This is a genomic window from Flexivirga lutea, assembly GCF_054778955.1.
Map to the genome: position 1 here is coordinate 176782 of NZ_BAAGZB010000004.1, position 25554 is coordinate 202335.

At 71.3% G+C, this 25554-nt stretch carries 22 protein-coding genes; 8 read left to right on the plus strand and 14 right to left on the minus strand.

Annotation, left to right across the window (positions count from 1 at the left end; all coding sequences use genetic code 11):
* Nucleotide 1: 1 nt before the first annotated feature.
* The gene (locus ACYVBN_RS15635) at nucleotides 2-856 is read right to left on the minus strand and encodes a ParA family protein (protein WP_440281224.1); all 855 of its coding nucleotides are present in this window, start codon (nucleotides 854-856) and stop codon (nucleotides 2-4) included.
* Nucleotides 857-958: 102 nt separating this feature from the next.
* Complete coding sequence (gene xerD, locus ACYVBN_RS15640) at nucleotides 959-1882, minus strand: site-specific tyrosine recombinase XerD (protein ID WP_460601324.1); 924 nt, start codon at nucleotides 1880-1882, stop codon at nucleotides 959-961.
* A gap of 72 nt (nucleotides 1883-1954) precedes the next feature.
* On the opposite strand from xerD, the gene ACYVBN_RS15645 reads away from it, so the two are divergent.
* Nucleotides 1955-2572, plus strand: a complete 618-nt coding sequence (locus tag ACYVBN_RS15645) for a hypothetical protein (RefSeq protein ID WP_460601325.1) — start codon at nucleotides 1955-1957, stop codon at nucleotides 2570-2572.
* Nucleotides 2573-2706: 134 nt separating this feature from the next.
* Here ACYVBN_RS15645 and hisS read toward each other — a convergent pair whose 3' ends face one another.
* Together hisS and ACYVBN_RS15655 are read right to left on the minus strand one after the other, a co-directional pair.
* On the minus strand, nucleotides 2707-4080 hold the full coding sequence (gene hisS / locus ACYVBN_RS15650; RefSeq protein WP_460601326.1) for a histidine--tRNA ligase: 1374 nt from the start codon (nucleotides 4078-4080) through the stop codon (nucleotides 2707-2709).
* 13 nt (nucleotides 4081-4093) lie between these two features.
* The gene (locus ACYVBN_RS15655) at nucleotides 4094-4789 is read right to left on the minus strand and encodes an MBL fold metallo-hydrolase (protein WP_460601327.1); all 696 of its coding nucleotides are present in this window, start codon (nucleotides 4787-4789) and stop codon (nucleotides 4094-4096) included.
* Between the two features lie 136 nt (nucleotides 4790-4925).
* Here ACYVBN_RS15655 and ACYVBN_RS15660 point away from each other — a divergent pair, with 136 nt between their 5' ends.
* The 3 genes from ACYVBN_RS15660 to ACYVBN_RS15670 all read left to right on the plus strand — a co-directional run bounded on the left by ACYVBN_RS15660 (nucleotide 4926) and on the right by ACYVBN_RS15670 (nucleotide 8499).
* Nucleotides 4926-5684 carry a peptidylprolyl isomerase gene (locus ACYVBN_RS15660; protein ID WP_460601328.1) on the plus strand — a complete coding sequence of 253 codons (759 nt, stop codon included), beginning with the start codon at nucleotides 4926-4928 and terminating at the stop codon, nucleotides 5682-5684.
* A gap of 65 nt (nucleotides 5685-5749) precedes the next feature.
* Nucleotides 5750-7216, plus strand: a complete 1467-nt coding sequence (locus ACYVBN_RS15665; RefSeq protein ID WP_460601329.1) for a DUF349 domain-containing protein — start codon at nucleotides 5750-5752, stop codon at nucleotides 7214-7216.
* Nucleotides 7213-8499 (plus strand): M18 family aminopeptidase, encoded by a 1287-nt coding sequence (locus ACYVBN_RS15670; RefSeq protein ID WP_460601330.1) that lies wholly within the window; start codon nucleotides 7213-7215, stop codon nucleotides 8497-8499. Before ACYVBN_RS15665 ends, ACYVBN_RS15670 begins: the two co-directional genes overlap by 4 nt.
* Here ACYVBN_RS15670 and ACYVBN_RS15675 read toward each other — a convergent pair.
* The 4 genes from ACYVBN_RS15675 to ACYVBN_RS15690 form a co-directional block, all read right to left on the minus strand.
* Nucleotides 8474-10864, minus strand: a complete 2391-nt coding sequence (locus ACYVBN_RS15675; protein ID WP_460601331.1) for a CHAT domain-containing protein — start codon at nucleotides 10862-10864, stop codon at nucleotides 8474-8476. The genes ACYVBN_RS15670 and ACYVBN_RS15675 overlap by 26 nt on opposite strands.
* A 117-nt stretch (nucleotides 10865-10981) precedes the next feature.
* A complete protein-coding gene (locus tag ACYVBN_RS15680) occupies nucleotides 10982-11464 on the minus strand; it encodes a hypothetical protein (protein ID WP_440282578.1) in 483 nt (160 codons plus the stop codon).
* Nucleotides 11461-12063 (minus strand): RNA polymerase sigma factor, encoded by a 603-nt coding sequence (locus ACYVBN_RS15685; protein ID WP_440282579.1) that lies wholly within the window; start codon nucleotides 12061-12063, stop codon nucleotides 11461-11463. Before ACYVBN_RS15685 ends, ACYVBN_RS15680 begins: the two co-directional genes overlap by 4 nt.
* The gene (locus tag ACYVBN_RS15690; RefSeq protein WP_460601332.1) at nucleotides 12060-13631 is read right to left on the minus strand and encodes a S8/S53 family peptidase; all 1572 of its coding nucleotides are present in this window, start codon (nucleotides 13629-13631) and stop codon (nucleotides 12060-12062) included. The genes ACYVBN_RS15685 and ACYVBN_RS15690 overlap by 4 nt, the downstream gene beginning before the upstream one ends.
* Before the next feature lie 243 nt (nucleotides 13632-13874).
* Here ACYVBN_RS15690 and ACYVBN_RS15695 point away from each other — a divergent pair, with 243 nt between their 5' ends.
* From ACYVBN_RS15695 to ACYVBN_RS15710, 4 genes are all read left to right on the plus strand, one after another.
* A complete protein-coding gene (locus ACYVBN_RS15695; protein ID WP_460601333.1) occupies nucleotides 13875-15272 on the plus strand; it encodes a chymotrypsin family serine protease in 1398 nt (465 codons plus the stop codon).
* A gap of 69 nt (nucleotides 15273-15341) precedes the next feature.
* Nucleotides 15342-16295, plus strand: a complete 954-nt coding sequence (locus ACYVBN_RS15700) for a phosphotransferase (RefSeq protein ID WP_460601334.1) — start codon at nucleotides 15342-15344, stop codon at nucleotides 16293-16295.
* A complete protein-coding gene (locus ACYVBN_RS15705; protein ID WP_440282583.1) occupies nucleotides 16292-17182 on the plus strand; it encodes a T3SS effector HopA1 family protein in 891 nt (296 codons plus the stop codon). The genes ACYVBN_RS15700 and ACYVBN_RS15705 overlap by 4 nt, the downstream gene beginning before the upstream one ends.
* Entirely contained in the window at nucleotides 17179-18486 is a 1308-nt protein-coding gene (locus tag ACYVBN_RS15710; protein ID WP_460601335.1) for a glycoside hydrolase family protein, read from the plus strand. Before ACYVBN_RS15705 ends, ACYVBN_RS15710 begins: the two co-directional genes overlap by 4 nt.
* Before the next feature lie 13 nt (nucleotides 18487-18499).
* Here the strand turns inward: ACYVBN_RS15710 and ACYVBN_RS15715 are convergent, their stop codons facing one another.
* From ACYVBN_RS15715 to yajC, 6 genes are all read right to left on the minus strand, one after another.
* Nucleotides 18500-18928 (minus strand): hypothetical protein, encoded by a 429-nt coding sequence (locus ACYVBN_RS15715; RefSeq protein ID WP_440282585.1) that lies wholly within the window; start codon nucleotides 18926-18928, stop codon nucleotides 18500-18502.
* A gap of 67 nt (nucleotides 18929-18995) precedes the next feature.
* Nucleotides 18996-21302, minus strand: a complete 2307-nt coding sequence (locus ACYVBN_RS15720) for a RelA/SpoT family protein (RefSeq protein WP_440282586.1) — start codon at nucleotides 21300-21302, stop codon at nucleotides 18996-18998.
* A 19-nt stretch (nucleotides 21303-21321) separates the two neighbouring features.
* On the minus strand, nucleotides 21322-21849 hold the full coding sequence (locus tag ACYVBN_RS15725) for a purine phosphoribosyltransferase family protein (protein WP_460601336.1): 528 nt from the start codon (nucleotides 21847-21849) through the stop codon (nucleotides 21322-21324).
* On the minus strand, nucleotides 21842-22999 hold the full coding sequence (gene secF / locus ACYVBN_RS15730) for a protein translocase subunit SecF (protein ID WP_460601337.1): 1158 nt from the start codon (nucleotides 22997-22999) through the stop codon (nucleotides 21842-21844). The genes ACYVBN_RS15725 and secF overlap by 8 nt, the downstream gene beginning before the upstream one ends.
* Nucleotides 22999-25017, minus strand: coding sequence for a preprotein translocase subunit SecD (gene secD / locus ACYVBN_RS15735; protein WP_460601338.1), 2019 nt, complete (start codon nucleotides 25015-25017; stop codon nucleotides 22999-23001). Before secD ends, secF begins: the two co-directional genes overlap by 1 nt.
* The gene (yajC, locus tag ACYVBN_RS15740; RefSeq protein ID WP_460601339.1) at nucleotides 25018-25440 is read right to left on the minus strand and encodes a preprotein translocase subunit YajC; all 423 of its coding nucleotides are present in this window, start codon (nucleotides 25438-25440) and stop codon (nucleotides 25018-25020) included.
* Nucleotides 25441-25554 lie beyond the last annotated feature (114 nt).

Below are 25554 nucleotides of genomic sequence, written 5' to 3' on the forward strand. Positions count from 1 at the left end.
GTCAGGCCGCTGCCCCACGAGCGACCAGCTCGCGGGCGAGTTGCCGATAGGACTCCGCGGCACCGTGACTGGAGGCATAGGTGGTGATCGGTTCGGCGGCCAGGGTGGCGTCGGGGAACTTCACCGTCCGGCTGATCACCGTGTGCAGCACCTTGTCCCCGAAGTGGCCGACGACCGAACGGATCACGTCGCGGCTGTGCAGGGTCCGGCCGTCATACATCGTCGCCAGGATGCCGTCGACCTCCAGGCGCGGGTTGAGCCGGTCGGTCACCTTGTCGATGGTCTCCACCAGTAGCGCGACACCGCGCATGGCGAAGAACTCGCACTCCAGCGGGATGACGACCCCGTGTGCGGCGGTCAGCGCGTTGACCGTGAGCAGGCCCAGCGAGGGCTGGCAGTCGATCAGGATGACGTCGTACTCGTCGAGCACCGGGCGCAGCACCCGGGCCAGCACCATCTCGCGCGCCACCTCACCGACCAGTTGCACCTCGGCGGCGGACAGGTCGATGTTGGCCGGCAGCACATCGAGGTTGGCGGTCGCCGTGGACTGTATGACGTCGTGGATGTCGTCGTCACGGGAGACCAGCAGGTTGTAGACGGTCGTGTCGAGTTCGTGGGCGCGGATGCCCAGACCCACCGACAGGGCACCCTGCGGGTCGAAGTCGACGAGCAGCACCTTGCGGCCGTATTCGGCCAGCGCGGCCCCCAGATTGATGGTGCTGGTGGTCTTGCCGACACCGCCCTTCTGGTTGCACATCGCGATGATGCGCGCCGGACCATGGCTCTTCAGCTCGGCGGGCCGGGGAAAGGTGGGCAGCGGGCGCCCTGTCGGGCCGACCTGCTCCTTCGAACTCACTGCTCGCTCCCGTGTCACTCGTTCGGCCTCTCGGCGATCGCGGTCAAACCTATTACATCCGGCGCGAGGCGCGGGCGGGCAGGCTCGCCGAACCGGCGCGAGTCATCGTGCCCGCGGATGCGACGTGGCGAACACCTCGCGTAGTTGTTGCACGGTGACCATGGTGTAGATCTGCGTCGTGGTCACCGACGCGTGCCCGAGCAGCTCCTGGACCACCCGGACGTCGGCGCCCCCGTCGAGCAGATGCGTGGCGAACGAGTGCCGCAGCGTGTGCGGACTGAGGTGACCGGGCAGGTCGGCCCGGGCGGCGGCCGACCGGATGATGTTCCAGGCGGACTGACGCGACAGCCGGCCTCCGCGCTGATTCAGGAACAGGGCCGGGGTGCCGGCGCCCTTGCTCGCCAGCGCCGGCCGGGCCCGGGTCAGGTATGCCGTCAGCGCCGCGGCGGCATACCGCCCGAGCGGCAGCACCCGCTCCTTGCTGCCCTTGCCCAGCACCCGGACGGTCGCCGACTCGAACTCGATGTCGTCCACGTCCAGGCTGACGGCCTCGGTGACGCGCGCGCCGATGCCGTAGAGCAGCTCCAGCAGGGCCCGGTCGCGCAGCGCCGCCGGGGTGTCGCCCACGCCGGCGGCGTCCAGCAGCCGCTCGACCTGGTCCAGCGGGATCGCCTTGGGCAGCCGCCGCGGCGGTTTCGGCGGCGCGACCGCCGCGGCGACGTCATCGGGCGTGTCGCCTTCCATGGTGAGGAATTTGTGGAAGCCGCGGACAGCGACGAGGGTGCGTGCCGCCGAGGACGCGGCCAGCGGCGGATGCTCCGCGTCGCCCTCGCGCAGCGTGGCCAGGAAGTCGGCGATGTCGGGCTCCCCCACCCGTGCGGCGTCGTCGATGCCCCGCGTCGTGAGGTGGGCGGCATACCGACGCAGATCGCGCTCGTAGGCGCGCAGTGTGTGCGGTGACGCCCCGCGCTCGACGCGCAGGTGGTCCAGCCAGCCGCGCACGGATCGCTCGAGTGAGGTTGCCACGGAACGACATTCTCGCCGATCACGTCTGCAGGGCGTGAACGGGACACGCGTGGACGCCACCGGAGATCACCGGTGAAGCTGTATGCCGCACAGGCCTCACGGGCCGGCCGCCAGGCCATGTATGACGCCCTGACGCTGGCGTGGGTGAGCGCATGGGTCTGGCTGGGCGTTCAGGTGCACGCACAGGTGTCGGGGTCCGAGGACGGCGCACGACGCATCGAGCGCAACAGTGGTGAGCTGGCCAGGCAGCTGCACGACGCGGCGGACGTGCTGGCGCACACGCCGTTGATCGGTGCGAAGGTGCGCCGGCCGGTCGACAAGTCCGGGGACGCGGCGGCGGGTCTGCAGCACGCCGGCCGGCAGCTGGCCGACAACCTGGGCAAGCTCGGCGCCGCGGTGGGCGTCGAGGTCGCTCTGGTGCCGGTCCTGGTGGCGGTCGCCGGCTGGCTGGTGCTTCGGCTCGACTACGCCCGCCGCGCGGGACGGGCCGATGCACTGCGACGGCTACCCGGCGGGGCGGACCTGTTGGCGCTGGAGGCGCTGCGCCGCCTGCCGCCCGCGCGGCTGGCCTCCCTCACCGACGACCCGGTGCACGCGTGGCGCACGGGTGAACCCGAGGCGATCACGGCCCTGGCCGCCGCCTACCTGGACTCGCTCGGCCTGCGTGGCGTCAGCGTCACGCAGGACTGACCCGCGGGTGCGGCGCCGGCTTCCGCGTGCCCGTACCAAACCTTCCCCAGGGCAGACTTCGGCACGCCCCGGGCCGGCATACCCGTACCAAACCCTCCCCAGGGCAGACTTCGGCACGCCCCGGAGCCGCTCGGTCAGGCCTGTTCGGGACGCACCAGCGTCGGGCGCAGGTCGGCCACCGGCGGTGACCAGGACGCCGCATCCGCGGCCACCTGGTCACCGCTGCGGAGGTCCTTCACCTGGTCGCCGACCCGGTCTGCGACGCCGTCCCCCGAGGCGCCGTGGTCGGTGCCGGGGAACCACACGAACGGGATGCCGCGCCGGTCGGCGAACTGGATCTGTTTGCCGAACTTTGCCGCCTTCGGCGAGACGAGGGTCGGTATGCCGCGGGCACGCAACGCCGCAGCCACCCGCATCGACACGTTGCGGGACGCTTCGTCGTTGACCGCGACCAGCACGGCGGCCGGCGTCTCCCGCGATGCGGTGAGCCCTTCCTCGGTGATCAGCTTGCCGAGCAGTCGGGACACCCCGATCGAGATGCCGACTCCGGGGAAGGTGCGCTTGCCGTCGGTGGCCAGGGCGTCATACCGCCCACCGGAGCAGATCGAGCCGTAACCCCGGTCGCGCTCCAGCAGCGTCTCGTAGACGGTCCCGGTGTAGTAGTCGAGACCGCGGGCGATGCGCAGGTCCGCGACCACGACGCCCGGAGCGTGCTCGCCGGCGACCTCGATGATCGCGGCGAGCTTGGCCAGCCCCTCGTCCAACAGCTCGTGCTCGACGCCGAGCGCGCGGACCCGGTCGACGAAACCGGTGTCGGGCGTGCTGATCTCGGCGAGGGCGAGACACTGGGCGGCCTGCTGCTCGGTGCAGCCGGCCTCCCGCAGCAGCTGCCGCACACCGTCGGCGCCGATCTTGTCCAGCTTGTCGACGATCCGCAGTGTCCCGGTGACGTCGTCGATGCCGAGGCCGCGGTAGAAGCCCTCGCAGATCTTCCGGTCGTTGACGTGGATCGTGTAGTCGCCGACCGGCAGCCGGGAGAAGACGTCCGCGACGACCAGCAGCAGCTCCGCCTCGTAGTGGTCGGGCAGTGACCCGATGTCGACGATGTCGATGTCGGCCTGGATGAACTCGCGGTAGCGGCCGCGCTGCGGGCGCTCGCCACGCCACGCGGGCTGCATCTGGTAGCGGCGGAACGGGAAGGTCAGCTTGCCGGAGTTCTCCAGCACATAGCGCGCGAATGGCACCGTGAGGTCGAAGTGCAGGCCCAGGCCGGTGTCGCCGGCCTCGTCGTCGCCGGCGGCGAGCCGCCCCACACCGTAGATCTCCTTGTCGGCGTCCTCGCCCTGGCCGGCGAGCCGCTCGACGGTCTCCATCGCGCGTGTGTTGATGGACGCGAAGCCGTGCAGCTCGAAGACCTCACGGATCGTGTCGAGCACGATGAGCTCGGCGATGCGGTCGGCGGGGAGCCATTCCTGGAAGCCACTGATCGGGGTGACCTTGGTTGCCATGGGTTCGAGTTTCCTAGAGGTTCTGAAGGTACGGGTTGGTGGCGCGTTCGCGGGCCATGGTGGTGCCGGGGCCGTGTCCGGGCAGCACCAGGGCGGTGTCCGGCAGCGCGAGCACGACGTCGCGCAGCGAGCGCTGCAGCGCCTCGCCGTCACCGCCGGCCAGGTCGGTGCGACCGATCGATCCGGCGAAGAGGGTGTCGCCGGACAACACCGTCGAGTCGACCTCGGTGTCCGCCGGCAGCCCGTCGGGGACCTCGTCGATGCCGAAGAGCACCGAGCCCTCGGTGTGCCCGGGGGTATGTCGCACCTCGAACGTCATACCCGCCAGCTCCAGCGCCTGCCGGTCGTCGATCGGCACCACGTCGGTGGGTTCGGTCCAGGTGGGTGCCTTCCCGAACTGCTGCTCGAACATCGACACCAGCTGCGGTCCGAGCGACGACAACGGGTCGGCCAGCCGGTAGCGGTCGTCGCGATGGATGTAGGCGCCGACCGTGCCACCGCAGACCGGCGTCACCGAGTAGACGTGGTCGACGTGGCCGTGGGTCAGCAGCACCGCCGCGGGTCGCAGACGCAACTCGGCGAGCGCGTCGCGCAGCGTGTCGACGACGCCGATGCCCGGGTCGACGACGACGCACTCCTCGCCCCGGCCGGGTGCGATCAGGTAGCAGTTCGTGCCGAACACGGTGGCGGGGAAGGACGCGGTGAGCACCCGGCGAGCCTATCGGTGCACCGGCGGCCGCCGTGACGACGTACCAGCTGCCAGGTATCCGGTGGAAATCACCCGGGAACCCTTTAGACTGACGAGAGTTTGTCAGCTTCCTCCCACGAGCGCGCAGATCCGCCGTATGGAGATCACCGAGGAGAGCCATCCCTTGCGTCTGAACCGGACCCGGTCCGTCATCGGCGTTGCGTGCGTTGCCACGAGCCTGAGCCTTGCCGCGTGCGGGTCCGGTAGTGGCGGTTCGTCGTCGTCCGTGGCGCTGACCCCTGCCGCGCCGTCGACCGGCACGCTCGGCGTCACCGGCACCAAGCTGCACTGCACGACGCCGCCCAAGCCGCCCACCAGCACCACCCAGCAGAAGCTGCCGCCCCGGCAGATCGCCGAGGGCAAGACGTTCACCGCCGTCCTGCACACGAGCTGCGGCGACGTCACGGTCGAGTTGTATGGCGACAAGGCGCCGCAGACCGTCGCCTCGTTCCTCCAGTTGGCCAAGGGCTACTGGGACGACAGCCCCTGTCACCGGCTGACCACCCAGGGCATCTACGTCCTGCAGTGCGGTGACCCGACCGGGACCGGCAGCGGCACCCCGGGCTACGGCTTCGGCATCGAGAACGCACCCGCGGACGGCGACTACCCGGCCGGGACGCTGGCGATGGCCCGCACCCAGGACCCCAACTCCAACGGCGGCCAGTTCTTCATCGTCTACGCCGACACCCAGCTGCCCACCGACGGCGGCGGCTACTCCATCTTCGGCAAGGTCGTCGACGGCATGAAGATCGTCAACGCCGTTGCCAAGGCCGGCACCAACGGCCCGAACGGCGACGGCGCACCGTCACAACCGATCAGCATCCTCAAGGTCACCGTCACGGAGAAGAAGGCATGAGCGAGCGCAGCGAGCGAACAACAGCGCCAGGAGAATGGCGGGGGCCGACGAAGGAGGACGACGCCATGAGCGAACACATGTCACCCGAAAGCCAGCAGCCCACCGACGAGTCGAGCACGCCTTCGGCGGCGGCATCAGCGCCCACCCCCGCACCAGCGCCCACTCCCGCACCGGCGCCTGCGCCGCGGCCCGCTCCCCCGTCGCCGGCGTCGATGAAACCGCACCCGCCCACCGGCGCCGCGGCCCCGCAGGCACCGGCAGCGGCACCGGCCGTGGCGGGCACCTCGGCGACATTCGGCCGGGTCGCGGACGACGGGACCGTCTTCGTGCGCACGCCGGACGGCGAACGCGAGGTCGGCTCCTACCCGGACGCCACCCACGAGGAGGCGCTCGCCTACTTCGCCCGCAAGTACGACGAGCTCGCGGCCGCCGCCAACCTGCTGCTGCAGCGGGTCGTGCAGACCGACCTGTCCGTCCACGACGGTCAGGAGGCGTTGCGGGCGCTGCGCGAGCAGGTGGCCGCAGCACATGTCGTGGGTGACCTCGCGCAGCTGGACTCCACGGTCGAGCAGACCGCGACCGCCCTCAAGGCGAAGGCTCAGGTCGAGGGTGAGGCCCGCGCGACCGCTCGCGCCGAGGCGGCCGCCCAGCGCGAGAAGCTGGTCGCCGAGGCGGAGCAGATCGCCGCCCAGCCCACCGAGAAGATCCAGTGGAAGTCCAGCACGGCACGGATGCGTGAGCTGCTGGAGGAGTGGAAGACCCTGCAGCGCACCGGCGCCAAGCTCGACAAGCCGACCGAGAACGCACTGTGGCAGCGGTTCAGCCATGCCCGCAACGGCTTCGACAAGACGCGGCGGTCGCACTTCGCCCGGCTGGACGAGCAGCATGGCGAGGTCAAGGCACGCAAGGAACGGCTGATCGCCGAAGCGGAGCGACTGGCGTCCTCCAAGGACTGGGGTCCGACCGCGACGGCGTTCAAGCGCCTGATGGGCGAATGGCGTCAGGCCGGCCGGGCGTCCCGGCACGACGACGACAAGTTGTGGGCCCGGTTCAAGGCGGCCCAGGACTCCTTCTTTGCGGCCAAGGACGAGATCGTCGCCGAGGAGAACAAGGAGTTCGAGGCCAACCTGGCGGTCAAGGAGCAGCTGCTGAAGGAGGCGCAGGCGCTGCTGCCGGTCAAGAACCTCGGCGCGGCCAAGTCCGCGTTGCACAGCATCCAGGACCGGTGGGACGCCGCCGGCAAGGTGCCGCGCAAGGACATGTCCCGCATCGAAGCGGCGATGCGCAAGGTGGAGCAGGCGGTCCGCGACGCCGAGGACTCCAAGTGGAAGAAGACGGACCCGGAGCTCGCCGCCCGTGCCCAGTCCATGGTCGACCAGCTCGAGGCGGCCGTTGCCGACATCGAGTCGGACCTGGCCAAGGCTCGTGAGGACGGCAACGAGAAGTTGGTCAAAGAGCTGGAGGATTCGTTGAAGGCGCGCCGGGCGTGGCTCGAACAAGCCCGCGGTGGCCTGCAGGACTCCACCAAGTGAGTGGGACGGAGATCGGTGCCGGCCTGATCGACTACCTCGCCGCGTCACCCACGCCGTTCCACGCCTGCGCCGAGTCTGCCCGGCTGCTGACCGGCGCCGGGTTCCGGCAGGTCGCCGAGACCGCGGAATGGCCGACCGAGCCCGGCGGGTACTTCCTGATCCGCGGCGGATCGTTGCTGGCCTGGTCGACCCGGCACTCCGCCGGTGCGACCACCCCGATCCGGATGGTCGGTGCGCACACCGACTCGCCCAACTTCCGGATCAAGCCCCAGCCCGACCTCGCTCGCGCCGGCTGGCAGCTGCTCGGCGTCGAGCCCTACGGCGGCATCATCGCGCCGAGCTGGCTGGACCGGGACCTGGGAGTCGCCGGCCGGGTCGCCGTGCGCGACGGCGCAGGGGTGCGTGAGCAGCTGTTCCGCATCGACGACCCCATCCTGCGGATCTCCCGGCTCGCCATACATCTGGACCGCTCGGCACGCGACGGTGAGCAGCTCAACCCGCAGCAGCACCTGGTGCCGCACTGGGGTCTCGGCGACCGTCCCGGGGACTTCCGTGCTCACCTCGCGCAGCAGCTGGGTGCCGCCGCCACGGACGTACTCGCCTGGGACGCCATGACGTTCGACCTGCAGCCGGCCGCCTTCTTCGGCCGCGACCGGGAACTCATCGCCGGTGCGCGCATGGACAACCTCGCCACGTCGTACGCCGGCACGCTGGCGCTCATTCGCGCCGACCGCGATGCTCCCGGTGCACCCACGACCCAGGTGCTCGCGCTGTTCGATCACGAGGAGATCGGTTCGGTCTCCGAACGCGGCGCACAGTCCGCCCTGCTGATGACCACGCTGGAGCGCATCACTCGCACGCTCGGCGGCGACCGCGAGGCGATGCACCGGGCGCTGGCCGGCAGCGTGATCGCCTCCGGTGACATGGCGCACGCGACGCACCCCAACTACGCCGAGCGGCACGAGCCGCAGCACCGCATCGCCATGAACGGCGGACCGGTGCTGAAGATCAACACCACTCTGCGGTATGCCACGGACGCGGTGGGGGCGGCCGCGTTCGCGCTGGCCTGCGAGCAGGCGGGCGTGCCGGTGCAACGCTTCGTGGTGCGGTCCGATCTGCCCTGCGGCTCCACCGTCGGCCCGGTCACCTCGGCACTGACCGGCGTGACGACGGTCGACTTCGGCGCACCGACACTGTCCATGCACTCGGTCCGTGAGCTCGTCGGCACCGAGGACCAACGAATGTATGCCGACGCGCTCACGGCGTTCCTCTGCCCGGCGTGACCGCCGACCAGTCGGACCCGTAGACGGCGAAGATGGCCGCCGCCGGGTGGTCCGCGCGTGCCGAGCGCAAACTGTGCGCCGCGGAGTCACCGGCGGCCAGTCGGCGGTGGTATGCCGTCATCGCCTCGGCCGCCTGCTGGTCGTCGACCGGCCCGGCGGCTGCGAGCACGCTGCGGACCCCGAGGGCCAGCAGCGCCGCCGCGAGACCCAGTGGCTCCTCCCCCGGCCCGACGGCGGACCGGCCCACGTCGCAGGCGGACAGCACCACGTGATCCGGCACCTGGGCACGACCGGTGAGCTCGTGGGCGAACAGCGGCCCGTCGTGCAGGTCCAGCCGGGAGAAGATCGGGCTCTGCTGGGCGTGTTCGCCGTGCGCGGCGACGTGGACCAGCTGGGCACCCGCGAACGCGCCGAGCAGGTCACGCGTCGTGCCGTGCAGACGGGTCCGGACCTCACGACCGGCCCGCCGCCATACCCGCTCCACGGCACGCAGTTCGGGTGCGCCGTGGGCGATCCGGGGGCCGAGCAGCAGTGCGGCGGCGTGCATCTCGCCCGTCGTGGGTCCGGCCGCGCACCAGCGGGACACCGAGGGCGCGACGACCACCGGCCGCGCCGACAACGCCGGGAGCATGCTCCACGGGATCGACGCGAGTGCGCGCGTCGGCGCCACGAGCACCGGACCGGCGGCACCGATGGCATCCGGCGGCAGCAGCAACGCGGCGAGCTGCTCGACGTCGCGGGCCACGCTGCGGTCGATCGCGGCGCGAAGGGCGGCGTCCGGGCCGGCGTGGGCGCGCGCCCGCAGAGCCGACTCCAGCCGGGCCACCGCTGCCTCCGTCCGGGTGGCCGGCGCGAGCACACGGATCACCGGTCGCCGCGCGCCGATCGTCAGCAGGTGGTCCCTCCTGTCCTGCCGGAAGTAGTAGAGCAACGTCGCCCCGCTCTCGGCGAGCTTCGCGCGCACCGCACGGTATGCCGCGGGCGGTAGCCCGGTCCCCACCGCGTCGGCGCCCGCCGCCCACAGCCGTCGAGCCAATTGCCTTTCCAGGGAGGCGATCTCGGCCCGCACTGCCGGACCGTCGTGACCGGACTGTGCGTCGTGCCGCACCTGCCGCAGCCGCATCACCCAGGACGCCACGACGGGGTCCGGATGAGGATGCAGTGCCGGCAGCCGCTGCGACGCGGCGCGCCAGCGTTCGACGGACCGGAAGACGTGCTCGGGGTCGCCGCGGCGGATGGCCTGCCCGAGGTCGTTCCGGGCCAGCCGGGTCCCGTGCACGGCCACGGCGGCGCGGGCCTCCGGACCGGCCACCGATGCCTGCATGCGCGCCAGTTTCCGTGCCGCAGCGGCGAATTCGCGTTCGGCGCTGCGCTGATCGCTGCGGTATGTCGCCAGCCGGGCGCGCAGCAGATGCTCGTGCATCACCGCGTCGATGCCGTCGATCGGCTGCCGGCCCAGCCCGTGCAGCAGGCGGTCGGCCCGGTCGAGGTCGCCCCGGTCGATCGACGCCTCGGCCAGCAGTCGTGCGGCCATCCGGCCGGTCGGGCCCGGCCGGTCCAGCAGGGCCGGATCGAGCGCGGGACGCCCCCGTGTCAGGTCCGCCGCAGCCAGCAGAAGCTGCGCGTGCGCGGCCAGGTCGGCGTCGTCATACGCCCGGAAGGCATGGGCGGCCGATGCGGCGGCGCGTGCGGCCGACCGCGTGTCACCGGCCAGCAGGTGCGCGCCGGCCAGGTCCAGCAGGATGTTGCCCTCGTCGAGTCGTAACCCCCTGCGCCGGGCGCTGCGCAGGGCCAGGCCCAGCAGGTGCCTGGCCGGGTCGATCAGCCCGACCTCCAGCAGCGCGGCGGCGATGTCCCGCCGGGACTGCAGCCGGTCCACCCGAACCGGCGACTCGTCGGCTTCCTGCATCAGCCGGATCGCCTCCGGCAGGTGCCCGACGAAGAATTCCAGGCAGCCCAGGTTGTGCCGGGCCTTGAACACCACCTCCGGCCAGTCCTGCCGGATCGCCAGCCGCAACGCGGCCCGCAGGTCACGGCGCCCGGCGACCGGATGCCGCAGGGTGGTGTTGGCCAGACCGCGGTTGAGCAGCACCGCGAGCACCTCGGCCGGTGAGCGCAGATCGTCCAATCGCACCCGATCCAGCGCGAGAAGCCCGGCAGTCCAGTCACCGCGGTACATGGCGATGGTGCCCTCCTGGACCAGCGCGAGCGCTGCGACGTACCGGGACCCGGCGGCCGTGGCGGCGCGGCGTGCCTCCTCCAGTGTCCGCTGCGCGGCGACCGGCCCGTCGAGGTGCAGGTCGGGCAGCGCCCGGGTCACCAGCACCCGGCCGAGCAGTTCCGGTTGCGCGGGGTCCTCGGCCACGAGGCGTTCGACCGCGCCGCTGAGCGCGCTGCGCGACGCGGACCACTGCCCCAGGGTGTTCAGCTGCTTGGCCCGGGCGAGGTCGCGTTCGGCATACGGCGTGCTGATCTCCGCACCTCAGATCTGGATCGGCGGGGTGACGACCGGGCGGCCGGGCGGGTCGCCGGGCAGCTGAATCACCAGGTGCACCAGGCCGGCTCGGGTGAACTCGATCTCGAATCGGCCGTCCTCGTCGATCGCGGCGTCCACCGGACCGTCGGGGCCGTGGACCCGTGCTGTCGCGTCGGCCGTGCTCAGCCAGCCGGTGATCCGCCGGCGCGGCCGGCGCTGCGGCTCCAGGGTCAGCAGCACGGTGACCTCGTCGCCGCTGAACGTCACCGTGGTGATGGTGTCGTATGACGAACGCACGCCGACCGGTGCGGGCTCGAGGAGTTCGGCGACCTGCGCACCGAGGGCCTCCACGGTGAGCGCGAACTTCACCCGGTCGGCCAGGCCCGCCGGGGCCGGGTCGCTCGCGGACAGGATGCTGCCGAGTGCGCGCAGCACTCGTTCGTCGGCGGCGTCGATCGGACCGTTGCTCAGCTCGTCGAGGCGGTTCATCGCGCGCCCTCCCAGTGCCGGTCGGCCTCCAGCGAGGCGCGCAGTGTGGCCAGGCACCGGCCGCGGGTCGGCCCGATGCTGCCGACCGACATACCCATCGCGGCCGCCAGACCGGCGTAGTCCGGCCGGTCCCCCGCCGCGACCACCCGCAGCAAGGCCTGGCAGCGCGGCGACAGCGCCCGGAAGTGGCGCCACAGCGTGCGGTCCGCGTCCGAGCGCAGCACGACCTGCTCCGGCCCGTCGTCCGGCGGAGCGGTGTGCTCGACGTCGGCCTCCGCTCCCGGGTCGGCCGGGCGGGTCCGTCCGGCGCGGCGCGCCTCCGCCCACGCGCGGCGGCGGGTGCTGACCAGCAGCCACTGCAGGACCGCCTGGCAGTCGGTGATGCGATCGGCACGCCGGTAGAGGGTCAGCCACACCTCCTGGACCACGTCCTCGGCGGTGCCCTGGTCGAGCCCGGCGGCGCGTGCGGTGTGCCACATGACCGGTGTGACGGCGTCCACCAGCCGACCCATGGCGAGCTCGTCACCTGCGCGGTAGTCGCGGAAGCAACCGGCGGCCCGGTCCGCCAGGCCGTCCCGCCGGGACCCGACGGCGGTCACCACGCACCTGCCAGGCAGGTGCGCACCGCGGTGTCGAGCCGGTCGCGGCGGCCGCTGAGATCGGCTCCGGCACCGCCGCCCAACGCCGCGGCGACATCTCCGGCCAGCGCCGGCGCCGCGAAGGAGGTGCCGCTCCAGATGCCGAACCCTGCCGAGTAGTCGTCCAGATCGACGGCCGAGCGGGCCGGTAACGCGCCGGGCCCGGTCGACAGCGCCGCACGGGCCGCCGCGTTGAACGTGGTCGGCATGGTGCTGACGACGTTGGTGGCGGCGCGGTAGGTCGTCACCCAGGAACCGGTGTTGGAGTAGACCGACACGAGCGTGCGGCCGGGGTCGGTCGCGCCGACCGCGATCAGCGGCACCGCGCCGGCGGCATCGGCGCCGCCTGCTCCCCCTGCCAGCCCGGCCGGGTAGAACGGTGTGGTGGTCGCGTCGTTGCCGGCCGCCGCGACCACGCTCACGCCGGCGTCGCCGAACGCGCGCAGGATGCCGGCCAGCGCGCTGCCGTGCACGGCGGCGCCGGGCGACTCGGCGTAATAACCCATCGACAGCGACAGCACGTCGATGGGTCGGGCGTCGACCCGGCCTTCGCACGCCAGCAGGTGGTAGGCGTACAGGTCGGTCAGGGCGGCGAGCAGATCGGACTCGTCGGCGGCGCCGTCGCCATACATCACCGGTGCGCTGAGCAGTTGCGCGCTCGGGCAGTGCTGTCGGACGATGCCCGCGACGAACGTCCCGTGCCCGGCGAGCGGGTCGAGCGTGCCGTTGACCCGGTCGATCGTGACGCCGCTGCGCTCCGGGTCCTCGGACGGGTCGAAGCGCAGCCCGATCGGCTCACCGGCGAGTCGAGGGTCGCGCTCCGTGCCGTGAGTGAACCAGGGATGGGTGCCGATGCCGGTGTCCAGCAACGCCACGACCGGTCCGTCGGCGGTGTCGGCACCGTCCGACGGGTCCGGTGCGGCCCAGCTGACCGGTGCCCGTGACGCCCCGGCGGCCTCCGCGCCGACGCCCTGCAGGTAACCGACGCCCTGCAGGTAGCCCACGCCCTGCAGGTAGCCCACGCCCTGCAGGTAACCGACGCCCTGCAGGTAACCGACTCCCTGCAGGTAGCCCGCGACCGTCAGCACGTGGCTCAGCCCGGCGCGGATCCCGGCGTCCCGGGCACGCAACACCCAGGGCGCCGCGTCCACCGGCCGCCGGTCGGCCGCTGCGGGAAGCAGCTGCAGGACGGTCGCGGCCACCGGTTCGAGGCGGTCCAGCAGATCGAAACGCGCATACACGGCGGTCCGTTCGCGCAGGCCCCGAGACACCATGACCCGGGCGCGTCCGTCGAGCAGCTTGCCGATCGTCTCGATCGCGGAGTCCGCGCCTCGTCCCGGCAGACCCGGCACGACGATCCGGTCGCCGACATACAACGTCGGTGCGGCGGGCCGGCCGTCGTCGTCGCCCGGCCACTGGTCGGGGTCCAGCCGGCGCACGGAGAAGCGCGCGGCGGCCGATGCGGGCACGGTCGTCACCGGCGAAACCGGTTGTGCGGCGGGCGGTTCGGAACGGGTGCCAGCTTTCATGGGTGTCTCCTCGAGACCGTGGACCCGGTGGCTCCCAGTATGGCGCCAGGAATCCGGTGCTGCCACTGGTCCGTGCAGGTTGGGCCGGCCCGGGGCGGTCGGCCGTCACCTGTCAGGAGCGCGTCGCCCAGCGCGGTGATACCTGCACGGGCACACTTCTTCGCACGTATCAACGGCACATCCCGACCCTCCTTGCTGGCAACGAGCCCGACTCGCGGGCCGCACCGAGGGAAAGGAAGTCCCATGGCCGACGAACGAGCCCGCGCTCGGGCACAGATCCGCGGCGTGAAGCAGGCCGCCGAGGCGGACCTGCTGGCCAGGAAGAACGTCATCGGCGTCGACATCGCCGACAAGGAGACCGACGGCCGCACCACCGGGCGACTGGCCATCGTGGTGTTCGTCGAGGAGAAGCAGCCGAGGTCGAAGCTCGCCGCCGCCGACCGGGTGCCCGAGGAGATCGACGGCATACCGACCGACGTGCAGCAGATGACCGTCGAACTGCAGGGGCCCTCGCGGGAACTGGTCGATCAGCTGACCCCGCAGGTCGACACCACGACGTACACGACACTGCACGGCGGGATCTCGATGGGTCCGCTGCGCAGCGTCTACCTCACCCCGCCCGACGTGACCTCCGCGGGTTACTACATCTTCGCCGGCACCCTCGGCGCCATGGTGCGCGACCGCGGGAACGGCGCGACGATGGCGCTCACCAACTTCCACGTGGCGTGCGTCAACAACACCTGGTCCGTGGGTGACCGCATGGTGCAGCCGTCGCTGCTCGACGGCGGATCCAGTGGCAACCAGTTCGGCAGTCTGACGCGTGCCACGTTGTCCGACGACGTGGACGGCGCGGTGGTGACCGTCGACACCGGCAAGTCCACCAGCGCCACGGTCCAGGACATCGGTGATGTCGCCGGACACACCGCCGCGACCGTCGGCGCCGCCGTGCGCAAACGCGGCCGGACCACCGAACTCACCTACGGCACAGTGGTTTCCACCGACTTCACGGTGTCGATCAACTACGGCAGTGATGTCGGATCGCGGACGCTGCACCACCAGATCCGCGTGCAGACCGACACCAGCCGGTCGTCCCGGTTCTCCGACCACGGCGACTCCGGCTCGGTGGTCATGGACGACAACCGGATGGTCGTCGGTCTGCTCTTCGCCGGGTCGAGCGACGGACAGTGGACGTTCGCCAACCCGATCCAGTCGGTGCTGGACGAGCTGAACGTCGACCTGCTCGTCGCCCCGGTCGTCACCCGCCCGATCGTGACCTGCCTCAACACGCGGCTGGCGATCTGCACGATCACCCGTCCGGCGGCGTGCGTGCTGACCAGGACGGTGAGCTGCAACGTCACGCGCACCCCGTCGTGCCTGGTCACCCGGGCGGTGGCGTGCAACATCACGCGCGCCTCCTGGTGCCCGGTCGTGACGCGGGTGCCGGCCACGTGCAACGTCCTGACCCGCGCCGGTTGCGAGGTGCCCGTCCCCGGCCCGGGACCCGTGGAGGGTGGTCCGGTCCACGACGGGTACGGGTACGGCGCGACGGCCGATGTGCCCGAGGAGTACTGGGCGGGTTACCTCGCGGCGCTGGAGGAGATCGACCAGCTCGACGAACGCGACCGGTCGGACCGGGGCTGAGATGCGTGCGCGTAGCGCGCCCACAGGCGCAGCGGCGATCGCTTGCCCCCGAGGTAGGAGGCGATGGGCATGAAGGCCACTCCGGAGATCCTGTCCCTCGCCGTCCGAGCGGGCATGGTCGCCGGCCGGGACGTGATCTCCGGAGTCACCGGCGCCGTGCCGGTCACCCGCACCAACGGCGTGCACTGCGTGCAGCGGTCCGGCCGACCCCTCGCCTACGCCAAGCAGCCCGGGGTGGCGAGCCGGCTGGACGGGGACGACGTCGTCGCGGCCGAGCGGTCGGCCCTCACCCGGCTGCGTCACCTCGGTCTGACACCGCCGCTGATCCCTCAGGGGGGACCAGCGGTGGTGTGGACCGCCGCCGTACGGGGGACCGACCTGACGACCCTGTCGCTCGACCAGCAGTCAGCCCTGCGGCTGTCGCACGCGCTGGGCGCTGCCCTGGCCGCACTGCACCGCGCGCCCGTCGACCCGGACGTGCCGACCGCTCGGGCACCGTGGCCGCTGCTGGACGCACCGCTTGCGTCGATGACGACGCATCCGGCCGGCCGCGACCGGGACGCGGTGCTGGCCACCTGGCGTGAACCCGCCGTGCGCGCCGCACTGGCACCGTTGCGGGACAGCTGGGCGCGAGCCGCCCGCTGGACGCACGGCGACCTGTCCGCGTCGAACGTGTTCGTCGACGGTGATTCCCGGATCACCTTCCTCGACTGGGAGTCCGCCGGACGCGGCGACCCGTGCTGGGACCTGGTCAGTCTCGAGCAGTCCCTGACGTCGATCGGCTTGCCCCTGCATTGTTTTCGCCGGGCGTATGCCGCGGGCGGCGGCCCGGCACTGCCGTGTCCATCCGGGTGGCGGACCGTGCGCTCCCTGGTGACCGCGTGGCAGTACGCCGCGGCACCCGGTCCCGACCACCACCGTCTCGTCGAACGGCTGTTGACCGACGCCCGGGCCAGTGCCCGGGCCAGTGACTTCACCAGGACGCGCCGGAGCGCGTCGCCGATGCAGGAGGCATCCCGATGAGCTGGGACCGACACACCACCGCCGAACTACAGGCCGCGCAGCACGTCCTCACCGTCATGGCGGACGCCGACGACCTCGCGACGACGCTCTACGAGCACTGGTGGGCGGCGCCGCGGCCCGGCGGCACGAGCCGGGGTCGATGGGACCCACCGATCGGCTGGGCGCTGCGTGCCGCGCACGCCGGTGCGCTCGCCTGGTCGCCGCAGGAGCAGGAGGTCCTTGCCGTCGGCGGATTCGGCGCCGTCGTGGTCACCGACGGCCCTCGCCGGCGCCGCCGCGCCGTGGGCCGGGGCGACTACCTGAGCGTGCACTCCGGGGCCGGCCTCGCGCCGACGGTCGGCGCGAGGCTGCGCCTCAGCCGCCGCCGGGGCGGCCACGCCGACCAGGGCTGGTGGCGCACCTGGGGTGACGACTGGCCCGCCGACCGGGTCCCGCACGACCTGACCCGGCTCTATTGCGCCCCGCGCCGCGTCGAGGTCGCGCGGCTGGTGCACGAGATCACCCGCGTCATACCGCAGATCACCGCGCAGTGGTCGCTGAAGGTGGCGACCGACGCGGCCGCCCTGGACCGAGCCGATGCCGTCGTCCTCTACCTGCCGGACGGTTGCCGCGCCGCGGCGTTCGAGGCGGTGGCGACCTGCTGCGCCGCGCACGTCCGCAATGCGTCGCCGCCGTTCACCAAGGTGCTGGCGCCGGGGATCGCGTGGAGCGAGGACCCCGGGGACGGCTGCAGCTTCGGTGAGTTGCGCTGCCGCTGGCTCGGCGAGGCGCACCGTCGCGCCGAGGCACGGTGTAGCGCGTTCGCCGACGTCGTGGCCGAGGTGTTCCGCGAGCACGGAGTCGACCCGGTCGCCGCCCATCTGCGCGCCGTCCCGGTGCCGGCATGAGCGCCACGCTGCTGCCGGCCGCCACGGACGGCGCGCCGGCGCCGGGCGTGGTACGCACGGTCGACCGGCTCCGCGGGGCGGTCGCGGACTGCGTGGACCTGCTGCAGGCGACGGCGATCGAGGACGGTGACGAGGTCACCTGGCCCACCTGGCACCCTGCCGCCGACGGGACGCCCGAGCGCTGCACCGGCGGCCGGTCCTCGTTCTACGACGGTGATGCCGGCATCGCGTGGGCACTGCGCCGGCTCGGTGCGGCACTGCACCGGGCGGACGTCGTCGAGCTCGCCGCGCGGGCCGGCCGGGCGGTCACGCGCCGCGCGCCGCTTCCCGATCCGGGTCTGCTGTCCGGCACCGCCGGCGTCGAGCTGGTGCGGCCTTCCGGGAGCCGCCGCTCATCGGCCGGCGCCGCCGGTGAGGCCGGTGAGGCCGGTGAGCAGCTGGCGGGGCGGTTGCCGTCCAGCGATCTGACCTCCGGCCTGGCCGGTGTGCTGCTGGCGCTGACCCGGGCCCCGCACGCCGATCCCGCCGTCGCGGCCCGGTTGGTCGATGCCCTGTGGCGCCGGTCGGAGCGGCAGTTGTGGGGCCGCGGCTGGCCGGATCCCACGCAGCACGGTTCCGGCGCACGGCCGCTGTGCGGTATGGCGCACGGCGCCGGCGGGATCGCCTGGGCGCTGGCCGAAACGGCCTGGCGTTGGCCACAATTGGCCGGGTCGGCGTTGCCCCTCGCGCACGACGCGCTGCGCTTCGAGGCGTCGTGGTCCGATCCGTTGCACGGTGGCTGGCCGGACCTGCGCGGTCCCGAACCGGTGTGGGCCGCCCGGTGGTGTCACGGCGCCGCGGGAGCGGCCGTCATACGGCTGCGGTTGCTGGAGCTGGACGCGCAGGGATTGCGGGCGCCGTGGTCGGAGGAGTCGATCCGGGTGGAGACGGAGGTGGCGATCCAGGCGTGCGGCGCCGAGGTGTGGTGCGAGCGCGAGGCGTGGGTCGCGTATGGCGCCGATGCGCTGGGTCAGGGCTGGACGCTGTGCCACGGCGTGGGCGGGCCGGTGGGAGCTCTGGACCTGGCCGCACGGGTGCTCCAGGAGCCGGCACACCGGGTGCTGGCCCTGGACACGGCTGCGGCGTTCCTCGACCTGGCCGGCGACGACCCGGGCCAGTGGCCGTGCGGCCTGGCGGCCGCCGACGGGGATCTGGCCCTGTTCAACGGTGTCGCGGGCACTGCGGTGCTGCTGGCCGACCTGGCCGGGCTGAGCGGTCCGCGCTCGACCGCCGGCCGCAGTCGTCCGGTGCTGCTGCTGGGCTGAGCGTCGCGGCCGCTCAACCGGCCCGGGGCACGACCAGATCGTCGGCGGCGAAGACCTGCACACGGTCGCGGGTGGCCAGATGGATCGGCCAGCGCGGGTGCTGGTCGCGCAGTGCGGTGGTCAGCGCAACCGCCCAACGGCGGTCACCCTCGGTCATGGCCGACGGGCCGGGACGGGAGATGAGCATCGGCACCTGCGCGATCCCGACCTCGTCCCGGATCCGTGCGATCAGGTCGGTGATCGACACGATGTCACGCGCGTCGGGGAGCATCGGGATGTCGTCGATCGGCACGATCAGGTCGGACTGGTGCCCGTCCTCGTCCAGGAAGATGAGCCACAGGCTGCGGCGGCCGAAGCCACCCGGCCCCATCAGGTCCTCCCATCGCTCGAAGAGGTCGGCGTCGGTCCGGATCGGCTTGCGCTGCTGCGGTGAAGGAGTCATGCCGACAGAGCTTGCCCCCGTGCGGCGGACGCGCGCAGAAGTTATCCACAGTGTCGCGAGGCAGACCTCAGGCCTGGGCGGCGTGTTCGGTGCTGCGGTGGCCGGATCCGGTGATCCGGTAGACGTCGAAGACGCCGTCGATCTTGCGGACCGCCTTGATGACGTGTTCGAGGTGGTTGGGGTCGCCCATCTCGAAGGTGAACTTCGACATCGCGACACGGTTGCGGGTGGTCTGCACGGAGGCGGACAGGATGTTGACGTGCTGGTCGGACAGGACCCGCGTCACGTCGGACAGCAACCGGTTGCGGTCCAGCGCCTCGACCTGCAACTGGACCAGGAAGACCGACGCCGCCGACGGCGACCACGCCACGTTGATCAGCCGCTCCGGCTGGGCCAGCAGTTGCTCGGCGTTGGTGCAGTCACGCCGGTGCACCGACACACCGTTGCCGGTGGTCACGAAGCCGATGATGTCGTCGCCGGGCACCGGTGTGCAGCAGCGGGCCAGCTTGACCCACACGTCGTCGGTGCCGACCACGGTCACGCCCGGGTCGGCCTCGGACGAGCGGCGATTGCGCCGGACCGGGTTGGTCGCCTCGGCCAGGTCCTCGGTCGTGCCCTCCTCGCCACCGAGCATCGTCACCAGCTGCTTGACGACATGGTCGGGCGAGACGTGGCTGTCGCCGATGGCGGCATACAGGGCGTCGATGTCCTGGTACTTCAGCTGCTCGGCGACCGCGGTCAGCGACTCGTGCGACATCAGCCGCTGGATGCCGAGGCCCTTCTTGCGAATCGTCCGGGCGAGGGCGTCCTTGCCGTTCTCGATCGCCTCCTCGCGCCGCTCCTTGGAGAACCATTGGCGGATCTTGTTGCGGGCCCGTGGACTCTTGACGAAGCCCAGCCAGTCGCGGCTCGGGCCCGCACCGTCGGCCTTGGAGGTCAGGATCTCCACCACGTCGCCGTTCTCCAGCGGACTCTCCAGCGGCACCAGCCGGCCGTTGACCCGCCCGCCGATCGTGTGGTGGCCCACCTCGGTGTGCACGGCATACGCGAAATCGACCGGCGTCGACCCCGCCGGCAGCCCGATGACCGAGCCCTTCGGGGTGAAGACGTAGACCTCACGCGACCCGACGTCGAAACGCAGCGACTCCAGGAACTCCCCCGGGTCGGCCGTCTCGCGCTGCCAGTCCAGCAGCTGCCGCAGCCACGACATGTCGTTGCCGGGCCCGTCCCCGTCGCTGTCACCGCCGGTCTTGTTGGCGTCCTCCTTGTACTTCCAGTGCGCCGCGACACCGTATTCGGCGCGGCGGTGCATCGCGAAGGTGCGGATCTGAATCTCCACCGGCTTGCCCTGCGGGCCCATGACCGTCGTGTGCAACGACTGGTACATATTGAACTTCGGCATCGCGATGTAGTCCTTGAACCGCCCGGGCAGGGGGCTCCACCGCGAGTGGATCGTGCCGAGGACCGCGTAACAGTCGCGCACCGACTCCACCAGCACCCGGATGGCGACCAGGTCGTAGATGTCCTCGAAGTCGCGGCCGCGGACGATCATCTTCTGGTAGACGGAGTAGTAGTGCTTCGGGCGGCCGGTGACGGTCGCCTTGATCTTCGCGGCCCGCAGGTCGCCGGTCACTTGCTCGCGGACGCCGCGCAGGTACTCCTCCCGGGCCGGCGCGCGGTCGGCGACCAGGCGGGCGATCTCGTCGTACACCTTGGGGTAGAGCGTCGCGAAGGACAGGTCCTCCAGCTCCCACTTGATGGTGTTCATGCCCAGCCGGTGCGCCAGCGGGGCGTAGATCTCCAGCGTCTCGGTGGCCTTGCGCTGGGCGGACTCGGCCGACACGTAGCGCCAGGTCCGCGCGTTGTGCAGCCGGTCGGCCAGCTTGATGACCAGCACCCGGATGTCCTTGGCCATCGCGATGACCATCTTGCGGACCGTCTCGGCCTGCGCGGCGTCGCCGTAGGTCACCTTGTCGAGCTTGGTGACACCGTCCACCAGCATGGCGATCTCGGGACCGAACTCGTCGGTCAGCTGCGTCAGGCTGTATGCCGTGTCCTCCACGGTGTCGTGCAGCAGCGCCGCGGCGAGGGTCGGTGGCGTCATACCAAGCTCGGCCAGGATGGTGGCGACGGCCAGCGGATGGGTGATGTAGGGGTCGCCCGACTTGCGCAGCTGACCACGGTGGGCGCGCTCGGCGACACCGTAGGCGCGGTCGATGACGGCCAGGTCTGCCTTCGGGTGGGTCGCCCGGACGATGGCGAGCAACGGCTCGATCTCCCGGTTGCTGCTGGGCCGGGGAGCCCCGAACCGCACGAGCCTGGCTCGGACCCGCGAGGCACCCGACGGATTGCTGGTGCGCTCGTCCTGACTCATAAACCGAGTGTAGTGGGGGTCAATCGACCAGAATCGCGCGGACGTCCCGGCCCGGCAGCTTGTCCCGGCCGTGCAGGAAGCTCAGCTCCAGCAGCATCTCCAGGGCCACGACCTCGGCGCCGGCGCTCTCGACGAGCGCGCACGCCGCGGCCGCCGTGCCGCCGGTCGCCAGCACGTCATCGACCAGCAGCACGCGATGGCCGGCAGCGAATGCGTCCGTGGTGACCTCGATCGTGGCGGTGCCGTATTCGAGGTCGTAGGAGCGGGTGTGGGTGTCGCCGGGCAACTTGCCCGCCTTGCGGATCGGCACGAAACCCAGCCCCATCCGCATGGCCAGCGGCGCGCCCAGGATGAAGCCGCGCGCCTCGACGCCGGCGACCACGTCGACCTGGCCGGTCCAGCGGCCCGCGATGTCGTCCAGCACGACACTGAACGCCCCCGGCTCGCGGAACAGCGGTGTCAGGTCCTTGAACTTCACTCCCGGCTTGGGGAAGTCCGCGACCTCGCGGGTGTGTGTGGCCAGCACCTGCGCGGCGGTGTCAGTCATCCGCGTTCCGCTTGGCGAGCGGGTGGATCTCCCGCTTGCGCACCTTCGTCGCAGCGGCCGCGCGCGCGGCCTTCGCGCGCTCGGGCTCGATCACACCGGACACCGATTCGCCGGGCGTGTGCTCCTCGCGGGTGCCGGTCCGTGCCAGCACGCTGGCCTGGCTGGCCTGGTAGGCCTTCGCGCGGCGGTCCAGCTCCTTGATCGAGGCCTCGCGGTGCCGCAGCGATGTCAGCAGCGGGGTCGCGATGAAGATGGAGGAGTAGGTGCCCACGGCGATACCGAAGAAGAGCGCGACCGCCAGGTCGAGCAGGGTGCCGGGTCCGAGCAGGAAGATGCCGACGACCATGATCGCGGTGATCGGCAGCAACGCCACGACGGAGGTGTTGATCGAGCGCACCAGCGTCTGGTTGACCGCGTAGTTGGCCGCCTGGGCGTAGGTGCGGTTGCCGTCGCGGATGGCTTCGTCGGTGTTTTCCCGGACCTTGTCGAAGACGACGACGGTGTCGTAGATCGAGTAGCCGAGGATGGTCAGGAAGCCGATCATCGTCGCCGGCGAGATCTCGATGCCGGTCAACGCGTAGATGCCGACGGTGAAGAACAGGTCGTGCACCAGCGCGACCAGCGCGGCTGCCGCCATCGTCCAGGTACGGAAGTAGACCGACAGCAGGATCGCCAGCAGCAGCAGGAAGACGATCAGTGCCTGGATCGCCTTGTGCGTGACCGAACTGCCCCACGACGGTCCGATGAACTGCGTGGTGACGGCGCTGTCCTTGACGCCGAACTCCTTGGCCAGCGCGGCCGCGACCTTGTCGGTGTCGGCGGAGGTGCCCTTGCCCAGCTTCTTGGACTCGACGTTGACGGTGCTCGCGCCGGCCTTGGTGACCTGCAGGTTGTCGGCGGAACCGACTGCGGACTTGACGGCGTCGTGGGCCCGCTGGTCGAAGTTGCTGGTGTTCTGGATGTTGGTCACCGACAGGTGGGAACCGCCTTCGAACTCCAGGCTGAAATTCAGCCCGCGCCCGAACAGCCCCACTGCCGCGATGACCAGCAGCACACCGGTCAGCAGGTACCAGGTGCGGCGGCGGCCGATGAAGTTGATCTGCCGCCGACCGGTGAACAGGTCGTTGCCGAACTGCGCGAAGCTGCCCATCAGGCCTGTCCTCCTTCGACCGTGGCCGAGCCGGCGGCCGCCTTGCGGTCGGCGATCGTCACCCGACCGCGACCGGCATACGTGACTCCCGCGGCGCCCAGCCGGTCGGGGTCGAACCCGGACCACTTGTGGCCGCTGCCGAAGAACTTGGTGCGGGCCAGCTGGGTGAGCACCGGGTGGGTGAACATCATGACGACGACCAGGTCGACGACGGTCGACAGGCCGAGCGTGAACGCGAAGGCCTTGACGTTGTCCTCGCTGAGCACGTAGAGCACCGCGGAGGCCAGGAAGTTGACCATGTCGGAGATGATGATGGTCCGGCGGGCCCGGGCCCATCCGGTCTCGACGGCGGCCCGCAGGGGCCTGCCGGATCTGACTTCGTCTCTCACCCGCTCGAAGTAGACGATGAAGCTGTCCGCGGTGATGCCGATGGAGACGATCAGACCAGTGACCCCGGCCATGGTGAGGCGGAAGCCGCTGGTGGTGCCGAGCAGCGTCACCAGGCCGTAGCTGAGCACGCCCGCCACGATCAGCGACGCGACGGTCACGAAACCGAGCGCGCGGTATTGCAGCAGCGAGTAGAGGACGACCAGCAGCAGGCCGATCAGGCCGGCGATGATGCCCTTCTGCAACTGGTCGGTGCCGACCTCGGGGCTGACCTGGTTGGAGGTCAGTTCCTTGAAGGAGAACGGCAGCGCACCGAACTTCAACTGGTTGGCCAAGGTCTTGGCCTCGGACTCGGTGAAGTTGCCGGTGATCTGGGCGTGCCCGTCGGTGATCACCGAGTTGGTCTGCGGCGCCGAGATGACCCGACCGTCCATGGTGATCGCGAAGCGGTTCTGGTCGGTGCCCTGGTGCTGCATCAGCCGCTCGGTCACCTTCGCGAAGGCGTCCTTGCCCTTGCTGTTGAACGTCAGGTTGACGCCGATGGTGCTGGTGGCGACGCCTTGCTGGTTGGTCTCGTTGCCCCAGGAGGCATCGGTGACCTCGGAGCCGGTGACCTCGGCCGGGCCCATCAGGAACTTCTCGGTGTCGGAGCAGGCGACGCTCGGCTGGTCCTGCGGAGCCTGGGCACCGACCTCGCGCCACTTCTCCACGGAGGCACCGCCCTTGGTGACCTGGGCCGGGGTGCACGGGTATGCCGCGAAGAGCTCGGAGTAGGTCTCTCCCGCCGTCGCGAGGTTGTTCTCGACCCAGATGTTGTCCACCGGCATGGTGCCCCAGGCGGTGTCACTGGGCGAGGTCGGCTCCGGGCGCGCGCCCGGGAGCTGCCGGGACGGCTGCGTGGGCGTCGGGGTGGGCGTCGCCGTGGGGGTCGACGCCGGGCTCGAGGAAGGCGACGCCTTGGACGAGGCCTTGGACGAGGCCTTGGACGAGGCCTTGGACGAGGGCGTCGAGGACGGCGACTTCGTGTCGCGCAGGAACGCCTGGGGCAGCAGGTCGTTGGCACCCTTGCTCGACGCGGACGTGCTCGGCGTGGACGTGCTCGGCGTCGACGTGCTCGGAGTCGCCGTGCCGGAGCTGGACGGGCTCGACGTCGGGCTCGACTTCGGGCTCGACTTCGGGCTCGACTTCGGGCTCGACTTCGCGCTCGGTGCGGGGGCCGGGATCGGTTGCGCCTGGATGACGGCCCGGAAGGCCAGCTGCGAGGACTGCGCGAGCGACTTGAGGGTCTGTTCGCTCGGGTTGCCTGGCAGCGACACGACGATCAGCGAGTTGTTGAGGGTGGAGACCTCGGCCTCCGACACCCCGTTGCCGTTGACGCGGTTGCGGATGATGTCGACGGCCTGCTGGACCTGCCCGGCGTTGACCTGCTGGCCCTTGCCGACCAGCGGTTGCAGGGTGATCTGCCGGCCGCCCTCGAGGTCGAGGCCGAGCAGCGGCACCCATTTGCCCTTGGGCGACGCCCAGGCTGCGGTGCCGGCGATGCCGGCGTACAGCGCGACGATCAGCAGCAACAGGATCGTCAGGATCTGCCGCGGTTTGCCGGTGGTGGATCGACGGGCTCGGCTGGCCACCTATTCGGCCTTCGTCTCGGGGGTGTGGTCGTCCTGCCGGACGCCCTCACGCTTGCCCAGGTCGACATGGCCCGGCTCCGCGACGTCGGCCGGCGTGGACTCGGCCGGCGTGGACTCGGCCGGCGTCGGCTCGATCTGTGTCGACTCGGCGTCCGCGGTCTCCGCCGGCGCGGGCGCGCCGACCTGGCTGCGCGGGACGATCGCCCGGCGCACGAACCGCAGCTGCACGCCGGGTGACACCTCGATGGTGCCCTCCTCGTCGTCGAGCGCGACCAGCGTGCCGAGCAGCCCGGACGTGGTGCTGATCTCCTGCCCCACCTGGATCGAGTCCTGGGCCGAACGCATCTGCTGCTGGCGCTTGCGCTGCGTCCAGAACAGATAGGCCAGCAACAGCAAGGGCAGCAGAATGATCAGAGAGCCCATGTCTGCTCCAGTGCATACATCGAAAAGTCAGTCCTTGGATTGGTGGGTGTCGGGCAGCATCAGCGGCCGACGGGTGAGTCTAAGTGAGCAACGTCATCGACGGGCGTCCGGGTT